The sequence below is a fragment of the Burkholderia pyrrocinia genome (assembly GCF_022809715.1).
Taxonomy (GTDB): domain Bacteria; phylum Pseudomonadota; class Gammaproteobacteria; order Burkholderiales; family Burkholderiaceae; genus Burkholderia; species Burkholderia pyrrocinia_C.
Window position 1 is genome coordinate 1,024,513 of sequence record NZ_CP094460.1, and the last position, 14,365, is coordinate 1,038,877.

The following is a 14,365-nucleotide window of genomic DNA, read 5'->3' on the forward strand; positions in this document are numbered from 1 at the left end:
CCCGCCGTTACGGCACCAGCACGACCGCGCCCGTCGTCGCGCGCGACTCCAGCAGCCGGTGCGCATCGGCCGCCTGTTCGAGCGGCAGCCGCGCGCCGATCTCGACGTGCATTCCGCCCGCGAGCCGTTCGAGCGTCGCGCGCGCGGCTTCGCGATACCCTGCGACGTCGCGTGCGATGAAGCCGAGCACGCTCGGCCGCGCGAGCGCGATCGAGCGGGCCGGCCCCAGTTCGTCGAGATCGACCGTCTGCCGCGTGCCGATCGCGGCAACCTGCCCGATGCTCGCGACCATCCCGAACGGACGGATCGCACCGAGCGTGCGCGTCAGCACGTCGCCGCCGATCCCGTCGATCGCATAATCGACACCCGCGCCGCCGCCGAACGCGCGTGCGGCCGCGACGAAATCCTCCTCGCGATAATCGACCACCGCGTCGGCGCCATGTGTGCGCACGAGCGCGGCTTTCGCGGCCGACCCGACCGTGCCGATCACCCGCGCGCCGAGCGCGCGCGCCCACTGCGTCGCCAGCAGCCCGACGCCGCCGGCAGCCGCATGCACGAGCACCGTGTCGCCGGCGCCGACCTGCCGGACGCGATGCAGCAGCATATAGACGGTGATCCCTTTCAGCAGCCCGGCGGCGACCGCGTCGTCGCTCAGGCCGTCCGGGATCGGCACCACGCGCCCGGCCGGCATCGTGCGCAGGCTCGCATAACTGCCGGTCGGCATGCCCGCATACGCGACGCGCTGGCCGGGCACGAGATCCGTCACGCCGGGCCCGACCGCGTCGATCACGCCGGCCGCCTCGACGCCGAGCGCGTCCGGCAGCGCGGGCAATGCGTGCGCCCCCGTCCTGAAATAGATGTCGACGAAATTCACGCCGACGGCGGTCTGGCGAATCCGCACCTCGCCGGCGCCGGGCGGCGCAACGGGCGCATCGACGCGGCGCAGCACGCCGGCGTCGCCGTAGCGGTCGATCCCGATCCGGATGGCGGTAGCAGTTTGGGTCATGACGTTCCTCGCAATCGAATGAAGTGACACGATCATCCCATCGTGCATAATCGATCGGAATTCCCGTTTATCGCCCACCTACTGTGCAAAATTCGACCGATCCTGATTCCGTTCCCGCGTCCGCACTGCCGATGAGCTGGGACGACATCCGCACCTTCCTCGCGGTGATGCGCGGCGGCAGCCTGTCGGCCGCCGCACGCGCGCTGCAGGTCCAGCATTCGACGGTCGCACGGCGCATCGACGCGCTGGAGTCCGCGCTCGGCATCCGGCTGTTCGACCGCCTGCCGCGCGGCTGGCCGCCGACCGACGAAGGGCTACGCCTCGCCGAGCACGCCGCGCGCGTCGAAACCGATGCACACGCGTTCGCGCGCGCCGCGCAGGGTGCGGCGGCGCTCGACGGCGTCGTGCGCGTGTCGGCGTCGCCGGTGTTCGCCAGCCATTTCCTCGCGCCGCGCCTTGCCCGCGCGCAGCGCGCATGGCCGGCGCTGCGGATCGACCTGATGGGCGAGATGCATGCGGCGAACCTGTATGCGCGCGAAGCCGATCTCGCGGTGCGGCTGTCGCGGCCGAGCGAGCCGGGGCTCGCCGCGCGCCGGCTCGGCACGATGCGCTTCGCGCTGTGCGCGTCGCCGGAATGGGCGGACGCGCCGCCCGACACCTGGCCGTTCGTCGGCTACGACGACGCGCTCGCGCAAACGCCGCAGCAGCAATGGCTCGAACGCTTCGCGGCCGGTCGCCGTTTCGCGTTCGTCGCGAACGACCTCGCGGCGCTGCATCGCGCATGCGTCGCCGGCGCGGGGGTCGCGCTGTTGCCGCGGTTTCTCGTCGACGATTCGCTCGCCGCAGCCGGTGCGGCACCGTCGTCCGCACCCGCGCCGCTCGTCGAGCTGACTTCCGCGCCGCGCTGCGACATCGAGCGCGAGATCTGGCTCGTCGTCCATCCGGACGTGCGCCGCTCGCCGCGCGTGCAGCGCGTCGCGGACGCGATCGCAGATGCGGTGCGCGCGGCGGACGGGCGGCTCTGACGCCGCAGCCCCTTCGGAACCGCCGTTGCGGGCCGGCCGTGATCCCCGGCCGGTTGCGCCCTGCCGATGCGCCGCTCAGGACTGCCGGACAGGCGACGCCTGACGCTCGCCGGCACTGGCCGGGCGATCGCGATGCGACGCCGAGCGCCGATGATCGATCAGGCCGACCGCGACGGCCGCCGCCAGCGCGGGCAGCCCGATCGCCATGAAGTTCTGTTCCAGCGGCAGATCGATGCCGACCAGCAGACCGATGACGATCGGCGCCAGGATCGCGCCGCTGCGGCCCACGCCCAGCGTCCAGCCGATGCCGGTCGAGCGGATCGCCATCGGATAGAACTGCCCCGCATACGCGCAATTGACGATCTGCGTGCCGATCGTCGACGCGCCCGCGAGGCCGACCAGCACGAACAGCAGCGCGGTCGGCATCTTGTAGCCGAGCAGCGTGATCGATACCGCGGCGAGCAGATACATCGACACGAGCACCGTCTTGATCGGAAAGCGATCGGCCAGCCAGCCGCCGCCGATTGCGCCGACCATCGCGCCGGCGTTCAGCACCAGCACGAACGTCAGCGCGGAGCCGAGACTGTAGCCGGCGCTCGCCATCAGCCGGGTCAGCCACGAGCTGAGCGCATACACCATGAACAGGCACATGAAGCACGCGATCCAGAACATGACGGTGCTGAATCCGCGGCCGTCGTCGAACAGCTGGCGAACCGGCGCGCTGCCGGCGTTGCCTTCGCGCGGGACGACATAACAGTCGCCCGGTTGATGCCGGTATGCGGGATCGAGCCGACGCGCGATGCGCGCGAGCTCGTCGGTCCTGTCGCGCCGGATCAGGAACGGCAGCGATTCCGGCATCCATTTCACGAGCAGCGGAACGAGCAGCACCGGCGCACCCGCGGCGACGAACACGGACTGCCATCCGTACGCCTCGATCATCCCCTTGCCCATGACAGCCGCCAGCATGCCGCCGACCGAATAGCCGCTGAACATCAATGTCACCAGCGTGCTGCGCAAGCGGCGCGGCGCGTACTCGGTCATATGGGCGATCACGTTCGGCATCACGCCGCCGATGCCGATGCCCGCCAGGAAGCGGGCGGCGCCGAACAGCGCGGGCGTCGGCGCCAGCCCGGCCGCCGCAGTAAAGACGCTGAACAGCGTCAGACACGCCGCGATCGCCCAGCGGCGCCCGATCCGCTCGGCGACGGTCCCGAACACGATGTTGCCGAACATCATGCCGAACAGCGCAGAGCTGACCATGAAGCCGGCCTGCGCCGGATTGACGCCCATCTCCTTCATGATCGCCGGGAGCGCGATGCCGGCCACCGCGAGGTCGTAGCCGTCGAACACGATGATCAGCGCGCACCAGAACAGCACGACGCCGTGCAGCGGGCCCAGCCGCGCATCGTCGGACAGCGCCTGCAGGTTGATTTGACGCATGGAGCTTCGTTCCTTTTTCCAGTGGGGATCGGGCCCGGCAGTAGCCGTCGCATCACACGCGTTCGAAGTAATACGATCGCTCAGCTCATCGATTTAGTAGCTGTACGAAATTTCATCGTGAAATGCGCCGCTTTCCGTCCGGATGCCGGCGCAGTGTAGGAAGCCACAATGATTCCCACTATCCGGAATTTGCACGTGGCTCGCGAACTCAGTCCGCTTTTTCCAGTGCCGCGTACCGCGGGCCGCGCGCTATCCGGATTTTTCCCTGGCGGAAGCGGGACTATCCGATTCTTGCGATACTTTCGACAAGTCTGACGAAGATCAATATCATCCTTTCAGGATATCTCGCTCACAAGAGAAACCGATGTGGCACGACGCGCATCCGCCGCCCGCTGGATGCGCTGCACGAAAAACGCCACACAGGAGACGCCCCATGCCCCTCACCCCGAATGCGGAAGTGCTGTCCGCGCTGTATCGGAATTGCGTGTTCCGATCCGGATTGCGCGCGGACGCGCACGAGCAGGTCTCGCTCGAACTGGCCGAGCATGCGCTGCGCTGGAAGCAGGGTGTGCCGGACGCAGCGCTGTTCAAGGGGCAACTGAATCATCTGAGCGTCTACGCGCTGCAGTACGGCGCCGAAGTCGAGGTCGCCCCGCGCCCGTTCGACGGCTTTTCGCTCGTCCACACGTCGCTTGCGGGCGGCGCCGAAATCGAGTGCGACGGGCACGTGATGGGCGTGTCCGAAGGGCGCACCGCCGTGCTGGCGCCGACGTCGCGCGTCCGCCTTCGCTGGCGGTCCGGCACCCGGCAACTGATCGTCAAGGTGCCCGATTCGCTGATGCGCGCGGTCTGCGGCCGCCGGCCCGACGACGCGGCGCCCGGCCTCGCGCCGGGATTCCTGTTGCCGACGGCGCTTGCGTCGCAATGGGATCTGATCGCGCAGTCGCTGCTCAACGTGCTCGCCGTCGCCGACGACGGCGGCATCCGGGCCGAATGGCGCGACCACTTCGAACGAAGCCTCGCGCTGTTCCTGCTCGTGCATTGCCCGCCGTCGCCCGCCGCCGCGCATGCCGGCGCGGCGCCGCCAGCGCTCGGCGCGCCGGCGCAAGCTGGATCGCGCGGCGGCATCCGGCAGATGGATGCGCTGCACGAATTCATCCACGCGCGGCTCTGCGCGCCGATCTCGCTCGAAGATCTCGCCAGGGCGGCCGGCGTCAGCCTGCGGACGCTGAACGTGCTGTGCCGGCGCTACCACGGCGCGACCCCGATGGAGCTGCTGCGCAACATCCGGCTGGACGCCGCGCGCGTGCAGTTGCTGACCGACCCGGTGGCCAGCATCACCGATACGGCGCTGACGTTCGGTTTCGGGCACCTCGGCCGCTTTTCCGCGTACTACTTCGCCCGCTTCGACGAGTTGCCGCGCGACACTCAGAAGAAGCGAGCGCCGAACTGAACGCGGCGACGCCGGGCACGCGGCCGCCGCTTTACGCGCCACGCGATCGCCCGCATAGTAGTGGTTTGCCCGCATCCCCGCCCTGTCGCCCCATCACCATGTCTGATACGCCTGCCGTCTGCATCGTCCGCGATTCGACCGAAGCCGATCTCGCCGCCATCCACGCGATCTATGCGCACCACGTCCGCCACGGCGTCGCGTCGTTCGAGGAAACGCCGCCCGACGCCGCCGAGCTGCGCGCGCGCCGCGAAGCGGTGCTGGGCCACGGGCTGCCGTATCTCGTCGCCGAATGCGACGGCCGCGTGGCCGGCTACGCGTACGCGACGCCGTACCGCACGCGCAGCGCATACCGCTTCACGATCGAGGATTCGATCTACATCGACGATGTGCAGCGCGGGCGCGGGATCGGCCGCGCACTGCTCGCGGCGCTGATCGCGCGCTGCGAGGCCGGTCCGTGGCGGCAGATGATCGCGGTGATCGCCGACGGCGGCACCGGCGGCTCGACGTCGCTGCATCGCGCGTTCGGCTTCGAGCCGGCCGGCACGCTGAAGGCCGTCGGCTTCAAGCACGGCCGCTGGATCGACACGGCGCTGCTGCAGCGCCCGCTCGGCGACGGCGCACGCACGCTCCCCGCCTCGCCCGAGCCTGCCGCGTCGCGCTAGAATGGCCGCATGTCAAAACAGACTCATTCCCCCCCCGACGAGGCTGCGGCGGATTCCCGCAACGAGTACACGGTCGACGAACTGGCGCGCGTGTCCGACACGACCGTGCGCAACGTCCGCGCGTACCAGGATCGCGGTTTGCTCGCGCCGCCCGAGAAGCGCGGGCGCGTCGGCATCTACGACGACACGCACGTCGCGCGCCTGAAGCTGATCAACCACCTGCTCGCGCGCGGCTACACGCTGTCGAACATCCAGGACCTGATCAAGGCGATCGACGAAGGCCACGACCTGCGCTCGATCCTCGGCCTCGAAAACGCGATCGGCGGCCGCTGGTCGCATGAACTGCCGAAAACCTATTCGCTCGCCGCGCTCGCGCAGATGTTCGGCCCGCAGGCGACCACGCAGCTTTCGCGCGTGACCGAGCTCGGCCTGCTCGAACGGCACGGCCTGTCGTTCGTCGCGAAGAGCCCCGCGCTGCTCGAGGCGGCTGCCGCGATGACGAAGGAAGGGATCCCGCCGCGCGAACTGCTCGACGTGATCAGCCTCGCGCGGCCGCACTTCGACGCGATCGCGCGGCTGCTCGTCGATCTCGTCGTGAAGCGGCTCGACCGCTACGACGCCGACACGCTTCCGCCGGCCACCGACGTGCCCGAACTGGTCGACGCGATCTGGCGCCTGCGCCCGCTCGCGGCCGTGTTCGTCGAAGGCGAGACGAACCGCGCGCTCGAAACCGCGGCGGGCGCGTATCTCGGCGGCCGCGTCGCGACGATCCTCGACAAGAAGCTCAGCGACGAAGCCGCGCGCCAGTCCGGTACGCCCGATACGCAAGGCGACGACGACAAAGCATAGGGCCGCCGCCGTCATATTCTTATCGGCAATGCTTCGTTTGCGGGCGCAACCGCCCATGCGACGATTCTTCCAACCGAGCGGCACCGGCCGCTCTCCCGAAGACGTTTCGCATGGAGTCCGTTCGATGATTCGTTTCACCCGCTGGATCACCCGCACCGCCGCCGTCACGCTCGTCGCGCTGTCCGCCGCGTCGGCCTTCGCGCAGGGCGGCGCCGACAAGGTCGTGCGCATCGGCTATCAAAAGGCCGGCCTGCTGTCGATCATCAAGGCACAGGGCTCGCTCGAAGCGCGGCTCAAGCCGCTCGGCTACAACGTTCAGTGGTTCGAATTCCCGGCCGGCCCGCAACTGCTCGAAGCGCTGAACGCGAACAGCATCGACTTCGGCTACACGGGCGCGCCGCCGCCCGTGTTCGCGCAGGCAGCGGGCGTGCGCTTCGTGTACGTCGGCGCGGAACCGCCGTCGCCGCACAACGAAGCCGTGTTCGTGAAGGCCGATTCGCCGATCCGCTCGCTCGCCGAGCTGCGCGGCAAGAAGGTCGCGCTGCAGAAAGGCTCGAGCGCGAACTACCTGCTGCTGGAAGCGCTGAAGAAGGCCGGCGTGCGCTACGACGAGATCCGCCCCGTGTACCTGCCGCCCGCCGACGCGCGCGCCGCGTTCGAAAGCGGCAACGTCGATGCGTGGGCCGTCTGGGATCCGTATTACGCGGCTGCGCAGAATTCGCTGAAGATCCGCACGCTGTCCGACTACACGGGCCTCACGCCCGCGAACAACTTCTACGAGGCGACGCGCGATTTCGCGGAACAGCATGCCGACGTGGTCGGCGCAATCCTGAAGCAGGCGCGCGAGACGGGCCTGTGGGTCAACGGGCATCCGGCCGAGACCGCCGCGCTGATCGCGCCGAAGGTCGGGTTGCCGCTGCCGCTCGTCGAGACGTGGATCAAGCGTGTGCCGTTCGGTGCGGTGCCGGTCGACGAGAAGATCGTCGCGGTTCAGCAGGGTGTCGCCGATGCGTTTTATGCAGCGAAGCTGATTCCGCAGAAGCTGAGCGTTGCGGACAATGCGTGGAGCGATAAACGCGTGGCGAGCGCGCTCGCGGCGAAGTAACGCACGGCGCGGCTCAGCGCGCACTTATACGAGAAAGGCCGACTGGCACCCTGCCCGTCGGCCTTTTTTGGTTCTTCCCGAATTTTCGGGGAATGTCGGGCGAACTGTTGGCGTTCGGCCAGAAGAGGACAATCGTTGACGCCGCCGCCCGGACCTTCAAACGTCGGCTATGCACGCAACAAAGGACATTGGCAAGCGTAACGGTATGCGCATGAAGAGCCACGCCTGCGTTGTGGCAAGCGAGGCTTCGTTGAAGCCTCGACGGGTGAACTTGCGACAACGTTGTCGGGCATCGATGCGATGCCGACGATTTGCCTGGGCAACTTCATCCTCAGCGCTTTTTTTGCCCTTCCGCAGGACTAAACCGCACGCTGGGCTGGACCGATTTGGAAGGCGACAAAACGGGCGGCGGCTTCTTCGGCTGCTTCGGTTTCTTTGCTTCGCGATTGCTGCGCAACTGACCTTTTGCCATCACACTACTCCAGTGGTATTAGTGCTCGACAGAAAGCTCGAGTACACAAGCAGTATGCGCTGATTTCAGCTCACCGTCGCGAAGCGTGTTCACCGATCTGCCGTAGCACAGCCCCGTTTTCGACTGACAAAACTATTCCGAGGCAAAAATGCTGGAGCCCGCTGAGTTTGCCGAGAAATTCCTCAACGTACGCCTATGAAACGTTGGATGAACGCGCGAAGAATGTTTTTTGTGCGCTCGAAGTTCTGATCGAGCGCGAACAGACCCGCGGTGACCGCAAGATCGGACTGGCCGAGTCTCAATTTCACTGATTCATGCTAACCGACACTACGACTACGTTGTGGACTCATCGTCTTCGAACAGTGTTGAATGCGGTCAGCTGGTTCCGGAGTGGTTACTAACCCAACCGACATCTGCTGCATTCACGAAGATGCACCAGCAGTTTTTCCAGTAACTCAGATGGACAGGTGTGGGCCAGAAGCTCTCAGTCGGCTTGGCCGCTTCGAAGCGGCCGTTCGTCTGTGCTTCCTCTCAAGAGCTGCCTTGGCGAATCTCCACCTCGATGAATACCACCTCGCGGTCGGTCGCGTTGACGACGTTATGTTCCACTCCCTTCAACCCGGCGTAACTTTGCCCCGCGCGAAGTTGCGACTCCCGGTTGCCTTGCGCTGTCTCGAGGAGAAGTTCGCCGTCCGTTTGCGGCACCACGACATAGTCATGCCCGTGAACATGCCAGCCGGTCTCGGCGCCAGGTGCAAATCGCCACTCGGTGACTATCACGCGTTCATTGAATACCTGCTGCGTTGGAACTGCCTGCGGACGATCCATGAGCGTTTCCTCGGCGAAGTGGGCAACGAGGTTAGTCGGGTATCCGCCGAAGACGATCTGCGGATCGCAACGTCGAGAGACTACCATCTGGAAACGGCGCAGCCCTAAGCCTTCAGATCTGTTGCCGCGAAATCCGGATCTTCTCTTGGCCGAAGGATTTTTTCAACGAGCCGAGCCGACATATGACGGCTCAGTAGTCTCTGCAAGTTCGCAAGCAGTCGATTTCGCGCCCCCACAACCCGATAGCTCAGGTTGCGATCGAGCGCCCACAACGCATCCCGCACCACGTTCGCGACCGGCATCGGCACGCCGACAGCAGCCTCCTTCGCGCCAACAACGTCGAAAAAGGCCGTTTGCGTCGCGCCAGGACATAGCGCGACGACCCGGATGCCCCGATGCCGGTTCTCAGCCCAAACAGCTTCCGAAAATGACAGGAGAAAGGCCTTCGTCGCGCCGTAGACGGCCATATACGGATCGGGCTGGAATGCCGCGGTTGACGCGACGTTGATGACTGCGCCACCGGATCGCGCTTGCATCCCCGGCAGCAGAAGATGAGTCAGCTCGAGCGCGGCGACGCAGTTCACCAGAACTTCATCGCGCTGGCGCGTCAACGGAATCGTTTCAAAGCGCCCGTATGCTGCGAAGCCCGCATTGTTGATCAGCACATCGACGAACGTGCCGGTCTCCTTCAGATGACGATCGATCGTGTCGACGGCGTCGGCCGCGCTCAGGTCGACCGTCAGAAAATCGGCGTCGCACGCATGGTCGCGCCGCAGTTCTGCGGCCAGATCGCGCAGCTTGTCGCGAGAGCGTGCGACCAGCAGGAGTCTCGCACCGCGTTCGGCCAACGCATAGGCAAACGCGCGCCCGATACCCGACGATGCACCGGTGACGAGTGCTGTTTTTCCGCGAAAATCGAAAGATTGACTCATGGCTTGCTGATGGAGTGGAACGGGAGTTGCACTCTAAACCGTTGACTATAGGCAACGGTCAAGCGTAAATGACGCTCCACGACATTGATTGGAGGCAGCATGCGCATCGGCGAGCTATGCAAGCGGGCAGGTGTATCGCGCGACACCGTCCGTTACTACGAGCGCATGGGTCTGCTGGACAAAGCAACACAACCGAACGCGACGAACACTTACAAGCGCTATTCCGAACTTTCGTTACAGCGGATACGGCTGATCGTCCACGCGAAGGCGTTGGGCTTCACGCTGGCGGAAATTGGCGACGTTGTCCATGTATGGGAAAGTCCGACGTTCGGCGTTGACCAAAAGGTCGCGTGCCTGCAAGCAAAACTCGCCGAACTCGACGCGAAGAGTCTCGCGTTGATCACGCTGCGAACAGGGCTGCTGAATGCATTGGACAAAGTTGGCGGCGATTGTGTCGAAGAAGAAATAGCGTGATGAGTCGCGGCTGTGCAAATGTCATGCTGCATCGAACAGGAACGTCGATGGCCGCGTCAGGTCGGAAAGCGCCATCCACGGAAATCCGCGAAGCGCCTTTTTTGCGTGCCCCACGGCGGGCAATCAGCACACGGCCATCGATCCGGCGAAGTCACGCGTAGCGCATGAAAAAAGCCGGCGGGCACCCTGCCCGTCGGCCTTTCGCATTGCGTGTTCGTGCGCGCCGCCCTACTTCAACGCGCCCGCCACCTTCTTCTGCCGCCACAGACACAGCAAATCGCACGCAACGTGCGCGGCCGCGATCGCCGTGATATCCGCATGATCGTAAGCAGGCGCCACCTCGACAACATCCGCCCCAACCAGATTCACCGCCCCGAGCCCACGCACGATCGCCAGCGCCTGCGCGGACGACAGCCCGCCCGCGACCGGCGTGCCCGTGCCGGGCGCGAACGCCGGATCGAGGCAGTCGATATCGAACGTCAGGTACGCGGGCCGCGCGCCGACAATGTCGACGATCCGCTCGACCGTCGCGCGCGAACCATGATCGTGCACCCACGCGGCATCGAGCCGCTCGATCCCGAGAAAATCGTCGTTCCACGTGCGGATGCCGACCTGCACCGACGTCGCGGGATCGATCAGCCCTTCCTTCACGGCCTTGTAGAACATCGTGCCGTGATTGAGGCTGTCCGGATCGTCGTCGGCCCACGTATCGCAGTGCGCGTCGAAATGGATCAGCGACAGCGGCTTGCCGTAGCGCTCCGCGTGCGCGACCAGCAGCGGATACGTGATGTAGTGGTCGCCGCCGAGCGTCAGCATCTTCGCGCCCGAGCGCAGGATCGTGCGCGCATGCTCGACGATCGCGGGCTTGATCGACAGCGGGTTGTGCGCATCGAACCAGCAGTCGCCGTAGTCGACGGCCGCGAGATCGTCGAACGGATCGAAGCCCCACGGATACGGATTGAGCTCCGCGAGCTGCACGCTCGCCGCGCGGATCGCGGCCGGCCCGAGCCGCGCGCCCGAGCGATAGGTCGTCGCGAGGTCGAGCGGCACGCCGGAAATCGCGACGTCGACGCCGTCGAGCACGCGCGAATAGTTGCGGCGCATGAACGACAGCACGCCCGCATAGGTGTTTTCGATCGAGGAGCCGTACGGCGTCGTGCGACGGATCGCACCGTCGCCGTGGAGAAGTTCGGTCATGGTCGAACCTGTTTTCGTGGGGGCCGGCTCGGCCTCGCGTTGCATGGGCGCGCGGGCCGGGCACGGCGTGGATTCATCGGGCACGCACGGCTTGCGCATCCAGTCGCGCGGCCGTGCGGGACAACGACAACGGCAATACCGCGGCGATCATAGCAAGCCGAACTGGAGCCGTTGCCCCGGTTCAGCAGGGGCAACGCGTTGAAAAAATCCGGCGGCAACGCCCGCGCATCGTCACCCGGCAGCACCGGATCGCGGCGGCGGCGGGCACACACCTGCACGTGCCATCCCGACTGCGTCCTAGAAGGATTCGCCGGTTTTCGCCCGTCCTTTCTTCCGGATAATGGCCGCAGCCGCGCCCTCGACGGCGCGCCGTCCACCGCAGACAACAACAAACCGGAGACACCCGCCTTGATCGCCACGCTTCCCGCCACCTACCGCCGGCTCTGGCCGCTCGCCATCGCCGCCGCGCTGCTGTACGGGTTGTCGCTCGCCGCCGCGCCCTATCCCGGCCAGGCGGCCGCAAAAGCCGCGATGGGCATCCTGCTGCTCGCGGCGGGCAGCACCTGCGGCGCGCCGCGCGAACGCGCGTGGCTGTGCGCGGCGCTCGCGACGGCCGTGCTCGGCGACGTGCTGCTCGCGCTGCCCGATTGGCCGCTGTCGTTCGTCCTCGGCCTCGGCGCGTTCCTGCTCACGCATCTGTGCTATTGCGCGATCTTCATGCGCTGGCGCGCGCGGCCGCACGGCTGGCGCATCGTCGCGCTGGTCGGGCTGTGGATCGCCGCGCCGGCGTTCTACCTCGCCTTCCTGCCGCACCTCGGCGAGCTGCTGGCGCCGGTCGCCGTCTACATGCTCGTGCTGTGCGCGATGGCGAGCTTCGCGCTCGCCGCCCGCACGCATGGCGCGCTGGTGGCCGTCGGCAGCCTGATCTTCGTCGGCTCCGATACGCTGATCGGCGTCGGCCGGTTCCTCGGCGGTTTTCCGGGCATCGATTACCTGATCTGGGGCCTCTACGCGCTCGCGCAGGTCACGATCGTGGCCGGGGTTTTCCATGAGACGGCCGCCGGATCGATCCGCCCCTGATTCCGTTTCAAACAGACCGCCGCACGCCGGCGGTCTCGTCTCCGCCCCGCTCCGCCCGTGTCGACGAGCCTTTCCGCGTATCCCGCATTGCGGAAAGTGCGCTGTTCCAAACCCCGCTCAGCCTTTTCCCGCCTGGTTTCCGGCCCTTAGAGCGCGGCTTCTAGCCTCTTGCGATTTCCGGGCTCACCCTCTATCGTTACATCAACCAATGTAACATTAAAAAATGAGCCAAATCGGAGACACCCGGATGAATGCTCGCACGTTGCCTTTCGGTCCGCCCGGCCACGACGGCCTGGACGAATCCATCGACATCGCCATCATCGGCACCGGCTTCGCCGGTCTCGGGATGGCGATCCGCCTGCGGCAAACAGGCGTGACCGACTTCGTCGTCCTCGAGAAGGCCGCGTCGGTCGGCGGCACGTGGCGCGACAATCATTACCCCGGGTGTGCATGCGACGTGCAATCGCACGTCTATTCGTTCTCGTTCGCGCCGAACCCGCGCTGGACGCGCATGTTCGCGCCGCAGCCGGAAATCCGCGCGTATCTGGAAGACTGCGTGCAGCGCTTCGGGATCGGCCCGCACCTGCGCCTGAACCACGAGCTGCAGCGCGCCGAATACGACGAGGCCGCGCAGCGCTGGCGCCTCACGTTCGCGAACGGCAAGCGGCTGTCCGCGCGCGTGCTGGTGTCGGGGATGGGTGGCCTGTCGCGCGCCGCGCTGCCGGCGATTCCCGGCGTCGAGAATTTCAAGGGCCGCGCGTTCCATTCGCAGCAGTGGGATCACGATTACGCGCTCGAAGGCAAGCGCGTCGCGGTGATCGGCACCGGCGCGAGCGCGATCCAGTTCGTGCCGCAGATCGCGCCGCGCGTGAAGGAACTCGCGCTGTTCCAGCGCACGCCGCCGTGGATCATGCCGAAGCCCGACCGCAACCTGACCGGGTTCGAGAAATGGCTGTTCCGCACGCTGCCGTTCACGCAGAAAGTGGTGCGCAGCGGCATCTACTGGATGCTCGAATCGCGCGTGCTCGGCTTCGCGATCCATCCGTCGCTGATGAAGAACGTGCAGAAGCTCGCGCTGCGCCATATCCGCAAGCAGATTCCCGATCCGGAGCTGCGCAAGACCGTCACGCCGAACTACACGCTCGGCTGCAAGCGCGTGCTGATCTCGAACGACTACTACCCGGCGCTGTCGCGCAAGAACGTCGACGTGATCACGACCGGCATCGACCATATCGAAGCCGACGCGGTCGTGACGACCGACGGCCGCCGCCATGAAGTCGACTGCCTGATCTACGGCACCGGCTTCCAGGTCGCCGATCCGTATCCGCGCGGCGCGATCGTCGGCCGCGGCGGCCTCGACATCGTCGACGCATGGCGCGACGGCGCGCACGCGTATCTCGGCTCGACGCTGCCCGGCTACCCGAACTTCTTCATGATCGTCGGCCCGAACACGGGCCTCGGCCACAACTCGATGGTGTTCATGATCGAGTCGCAGATCGAATACATCCTCGGCGCGCTGCAGGCGATGCGCCGCGAGCGCGCCGATGCGATCGAGGTGCGCCCGCTCGTCGAGGCGCAGTTCAACAGCGACCTGCAGGGCAAGCTGAAGAAGGCGATCTGGTCGACGGGCGGCTGCAAGAGCTGGTATCTCGATCCGCGCACGGGCAAGAACACGACGCTGTGGCCGGGCTTCACGTGGCGCTTCCGCCAGGCAACCGCGCACTTCTCGATCGCCGATTACCACGCGTATCGCGCACCGCACGACACGATCGCGCGGCCCGTCGCCGCGCCCGCCGCTTCCGCTTCCGCATCCGCCGAAGCGGCCTGAGCCAGACAAGGAAC

General features: G+C 66.5%; 14 protein-coding genes. 8 read left to right on the forward strand and 6 right to left on the reverse strand.

The genetic code is table 11. From position 1 onward, the window contains the following. Positions 1 to 7: 7 nt before the first annotated feature. Entirely contained in the window at positions 8 to 1,006 is a 999-nt protein-coding gene (locus tag MRS60_RS21355; protein WP_131949475.1) for a quinone oxidoreductase family protein, read from the reverse strand. A 131-nt stretch (positions 1,007 to 1,137) separates the two neighbouring features. Here MRS60_RS21355 and MRS60_RS21360 point away from each other — a divergent pair, with 131 nt between their 5' ends. Continuing rightward, the gene (locus MRS60_RS21360) at positions 1,138 to 2,031 is read left to right on the forward strand and encodes a LysR family transcriptional regulator (RefSeq protein ID WP_034180949.1); all 894 of its coding nucleotides are present in this window, start codon (positions 1,138 to 1,140) and stop codon (positions 2,029 to 2,031) included. A 75-nt stretch (positions 2,032 to 2,106) separates the two neighbouring features. Here the strand turns inward: MRS60_RS21360 and MRS60_RS21365 are convergent, their stop codons facing one another. Next, positions 2,107 to 3,471, reverse strand: a complete 1,365-nt coding sequence (locus MRS60_RS21365; RefSeq protein ID WP_243566623.1) for an MFS transporter — start codon at positions 3,469 to 3,471, stop codon at positions 2,107 to 2,109. A gap of 433 nt (positions 3,472 to 3,904) precedes the next feature. On the opposite strand from MRS60_RS21365, the gene MRS60_RS21370 reads away from it, so the two are divergent. From MRS60_RS21370 to MRS60_RS21385, 4 genes are all read left to right on the forward strand, one after another. Then, positions 3,905 to 4,924: an AraC family transcriptional regulator gene (locus MRS60_RS21370; RefSeq protein WP_243566624.1), complete on the forward strand. Its 1,020-nt coding sequence runs from the start codon at positions 3,905 to 3,907 to the stop codon at positions 4,922 to 4,924. Between the two features lie 98 nt (positions 4,925 to 5,022). Next, on the forward strand, positions 5,023 to 5,586 hold the full coding sequence (locus tag MRS60_RS21375) for a GNAT family N-acetyltransferase (protein WP_243566625.1): 564 nt from the start codon (positions 5,023 to 5,025) through the stop codon (positions 5,584 to 5,586). Positions 5,587 to 5,595: 9 nt separating this feature from the next. Continuing rightward, on the forward strand, positions 5,596 to 6,435 hold the full coding sequence (locus tag MRS60_RS21380) for a MerR family transcriptional regulator (RefSeq protein ID WP_034180331.1): 840 nt from the start codon (positions 5,596 to 5,598) through the stop codon (positions 6,433 to 6,435). Positions 6,436 to 6,559: 124 nt separating this feature from the next. Then, positions 6,560 to 7,540 (forward strand): sulfonate ABC transporter substrate-binding protein, encoded by a 981-nt coding sequence (locus MRS60_RS21385; RefSeq protein ID WP_034180332.1) that lies wholly within the window; start codon positions 6,560 to 6,562, stop codon positions 7,538 to 7,540. 331 nt (positions 7,541 to 7,871) lie between these two features. Here MRS60_RS21385 and MRS60_RS21390 read toward each other — a convergent pair whose 3' ends face one another. The 3 genes from MRS60_RS21390 to MRS60_RS21400 form a co-directional block, all read right to left on the reverse strand. After that, on the reverse strand, positions 7,872 to 8,012 hold the full coding sequence (locus MRS60_RS21390; protein ID WP_165948173.1) for a hypothetical protein: 141 nt from the start codon (positions 8,010 to 8,012) through the stop codon (positions 7,872 to 7,874). 531 nt (positions 8,013 to 8,543) lie between these two features. Next, positions 8,544 to 8,840, reverse strand: a complete 297-nt coding sequence (locus tag MRS60_RS21395; protein WP_081938434.1) for a cupin domain-containing protein — start codon at positions 8,838 to 8,840, stop codon at positions 8,544 to 8,546. A gap of 104 nt (positions 8,841 to 8,944) precedes the next feature. Beyond that, on the reverse strand, positions 8,945 to 9,772 hold the full coding sequence (locus MRS60_RS21400) for an SDR family NAD(P)-dependent oxidoreductase (RefSeq protein ID WP_243566626.1): 828 nt from the start codon (positions 9,770 to 9,772) through the stop codon (positions 8,945 to 8,947). A 99-nt stretch (positions 9,773 to 9,871) separates the two neighbouring features. Here MRS60_RS21400 and MRS60_RS21405 point away from each other — a divergent pair, with 99 nt between their 5' ends. After that, positions 9,872 to 10,246, forward strand: a complete 375-nt coding sequence (locus MRS60_RS21405; RefSeq protein WP_243566627.1) for a heavy metal-responsive transcriptional regulator — start codon at positions 9,872 to 9,874, stop codon at positions 10,244 to 10,246. A gap of 228 nt (positions 10,247 to 10,474) precedes the next feature. On the opposite strand, the gene speB is transcribed toward MRS60_RS21405, so the two are convergent. After that, the gene (gene speB, locus MRS60_RS21410) at positions 10,475 to 11,443 is read right to left on the reverse strand and encodes an agmatinase (RefSeq protein ID WP_243566628.1); all 969 of its coding nucleotides are present in this window, start codon (positions 11,441 to 11,443) and stop codon (positions 10,475 to 10,477) included. A 408-nt stretch (positions 11,444 to 11,851) separates the two neighbouring features. On the opposite strand from speB, the gene MRS60_RS21415 reads away from it, so the two are divergent. Both MRS60_RS21415 and MRS60_RS21420 read left to right on the forward strand, forming a co-directional pair. After that, a complete protein-coding gene (locus MRS60_RS21415; protein ID WP_105392479.1) occupies positions 11,852 to 12,523 on the forward strand; it encodes a lysoplasmalogenase in 672 nt (223 codons plus the stop codon). Between the two features lie 247 nt (positions 12,524 to 12,770). Next, the gene (locus tag MRS60_RS21420) at positions 12,771 to 14,351 is read left to right on the forward strand and encodes a flavin-containing monooxygenase (protein WP_243566629.1); all 1,581 of its coding nucleotides are present in this window, start codon (positions 12,771 to 12,773) and stop codon (positions 14,349 to 14,351) included. Positions 14,352 to 14,365 lie beyond the last annotated feature (14 nt).

Coding starts and splice junctions, on each gene's coding strand:
- MRS60_RS21420 (WP_243566629.1), top strand. CDS start 12,771: ATGAATGCTCGCACGTTGCCTTTCGGTCCGCCCGGCCACGACGGCCTG.
- MRS60_RS21390 (WP_165948173.1), bottom strand. CDS start 8,012: ATGGCAAAAGGTCAGTTGCGCAGCAATCGCGAAGCAAAGAAACCGAAG.
- MRS60_RS21380 (WP_034180331.1), top strand. CDS start 5,596: ATGTCAAAACAGACTCATTCCCCCCCCGACGAGGCTGCGGCGGATTCC.
- MRS60_RS21375 (WP_243566625.1), top strand. CDS start 5,023: ATGTCTGATACGCCTGCCGTCTGCATCGTCCGCGATTCGACCGAAGCC.
- MRS60_RS21370 (WP_243566624.1), top strand. CDS start 3,905: ATGCCCCTCACCCCGAATGCGGAAGTGCTGTCCGCGCTGTATCGGAAT.
- MRS60_RS21395 (WP_081938434.1), bottom strand. CDS start 8,840: ATGGATCGTCCGCAGGCAGTTCCAACGCAGCAGGTATTCAATGAACGC.
- MRS60_RS21365 (WP_243566623.1), bottom strand. CDS start 3,471: ATGCGTCAAATCAACCTGCAGGCGCTGTCCGACGATGCGCGGCTGGGC.
- MRS60_RS21355 (WP_131949475.1), bottom strand. CDS start 1,006: ATGACCCAAACTGCTACCGCCATCCGGATCGGGATCGACCGCTACGGC.
- MRS60_RS21360 (WP_034180949.1), top strand. CDS start 1,138: ATGAGCTGGGACGACATCCGCACCTTCCTCGCGGTGATGCGCGGCGGC.
- speB (WP_243566628.1), bottom strand. CDS start 11,443: ATGACCGAACTTCTCCACGGCGACGGTGCGATCCGTCGCACGACGCCG.
- MRS60_RS21400 (WP_243566626.1), bottom strand. CDS start 9,772: ATGAGTCAATCTTTCGATTTTCGCGGAAAAACAGCACTCGTCACCGGT.
- MRS60_RS21405 (WP_243566627.1), top strand. CDS start 9,872: ATGCGCATCGGCGAGCTATGCAAGCGGGCAGGTGTATCGCGCGACACC.
- MRS60_RS21385 (WP_034180332.1), top strand. CDS start 6,560: ATGATTCGTTTCACCCGCTGGATCACCCGCACCGCCGCCGTCACGCTC.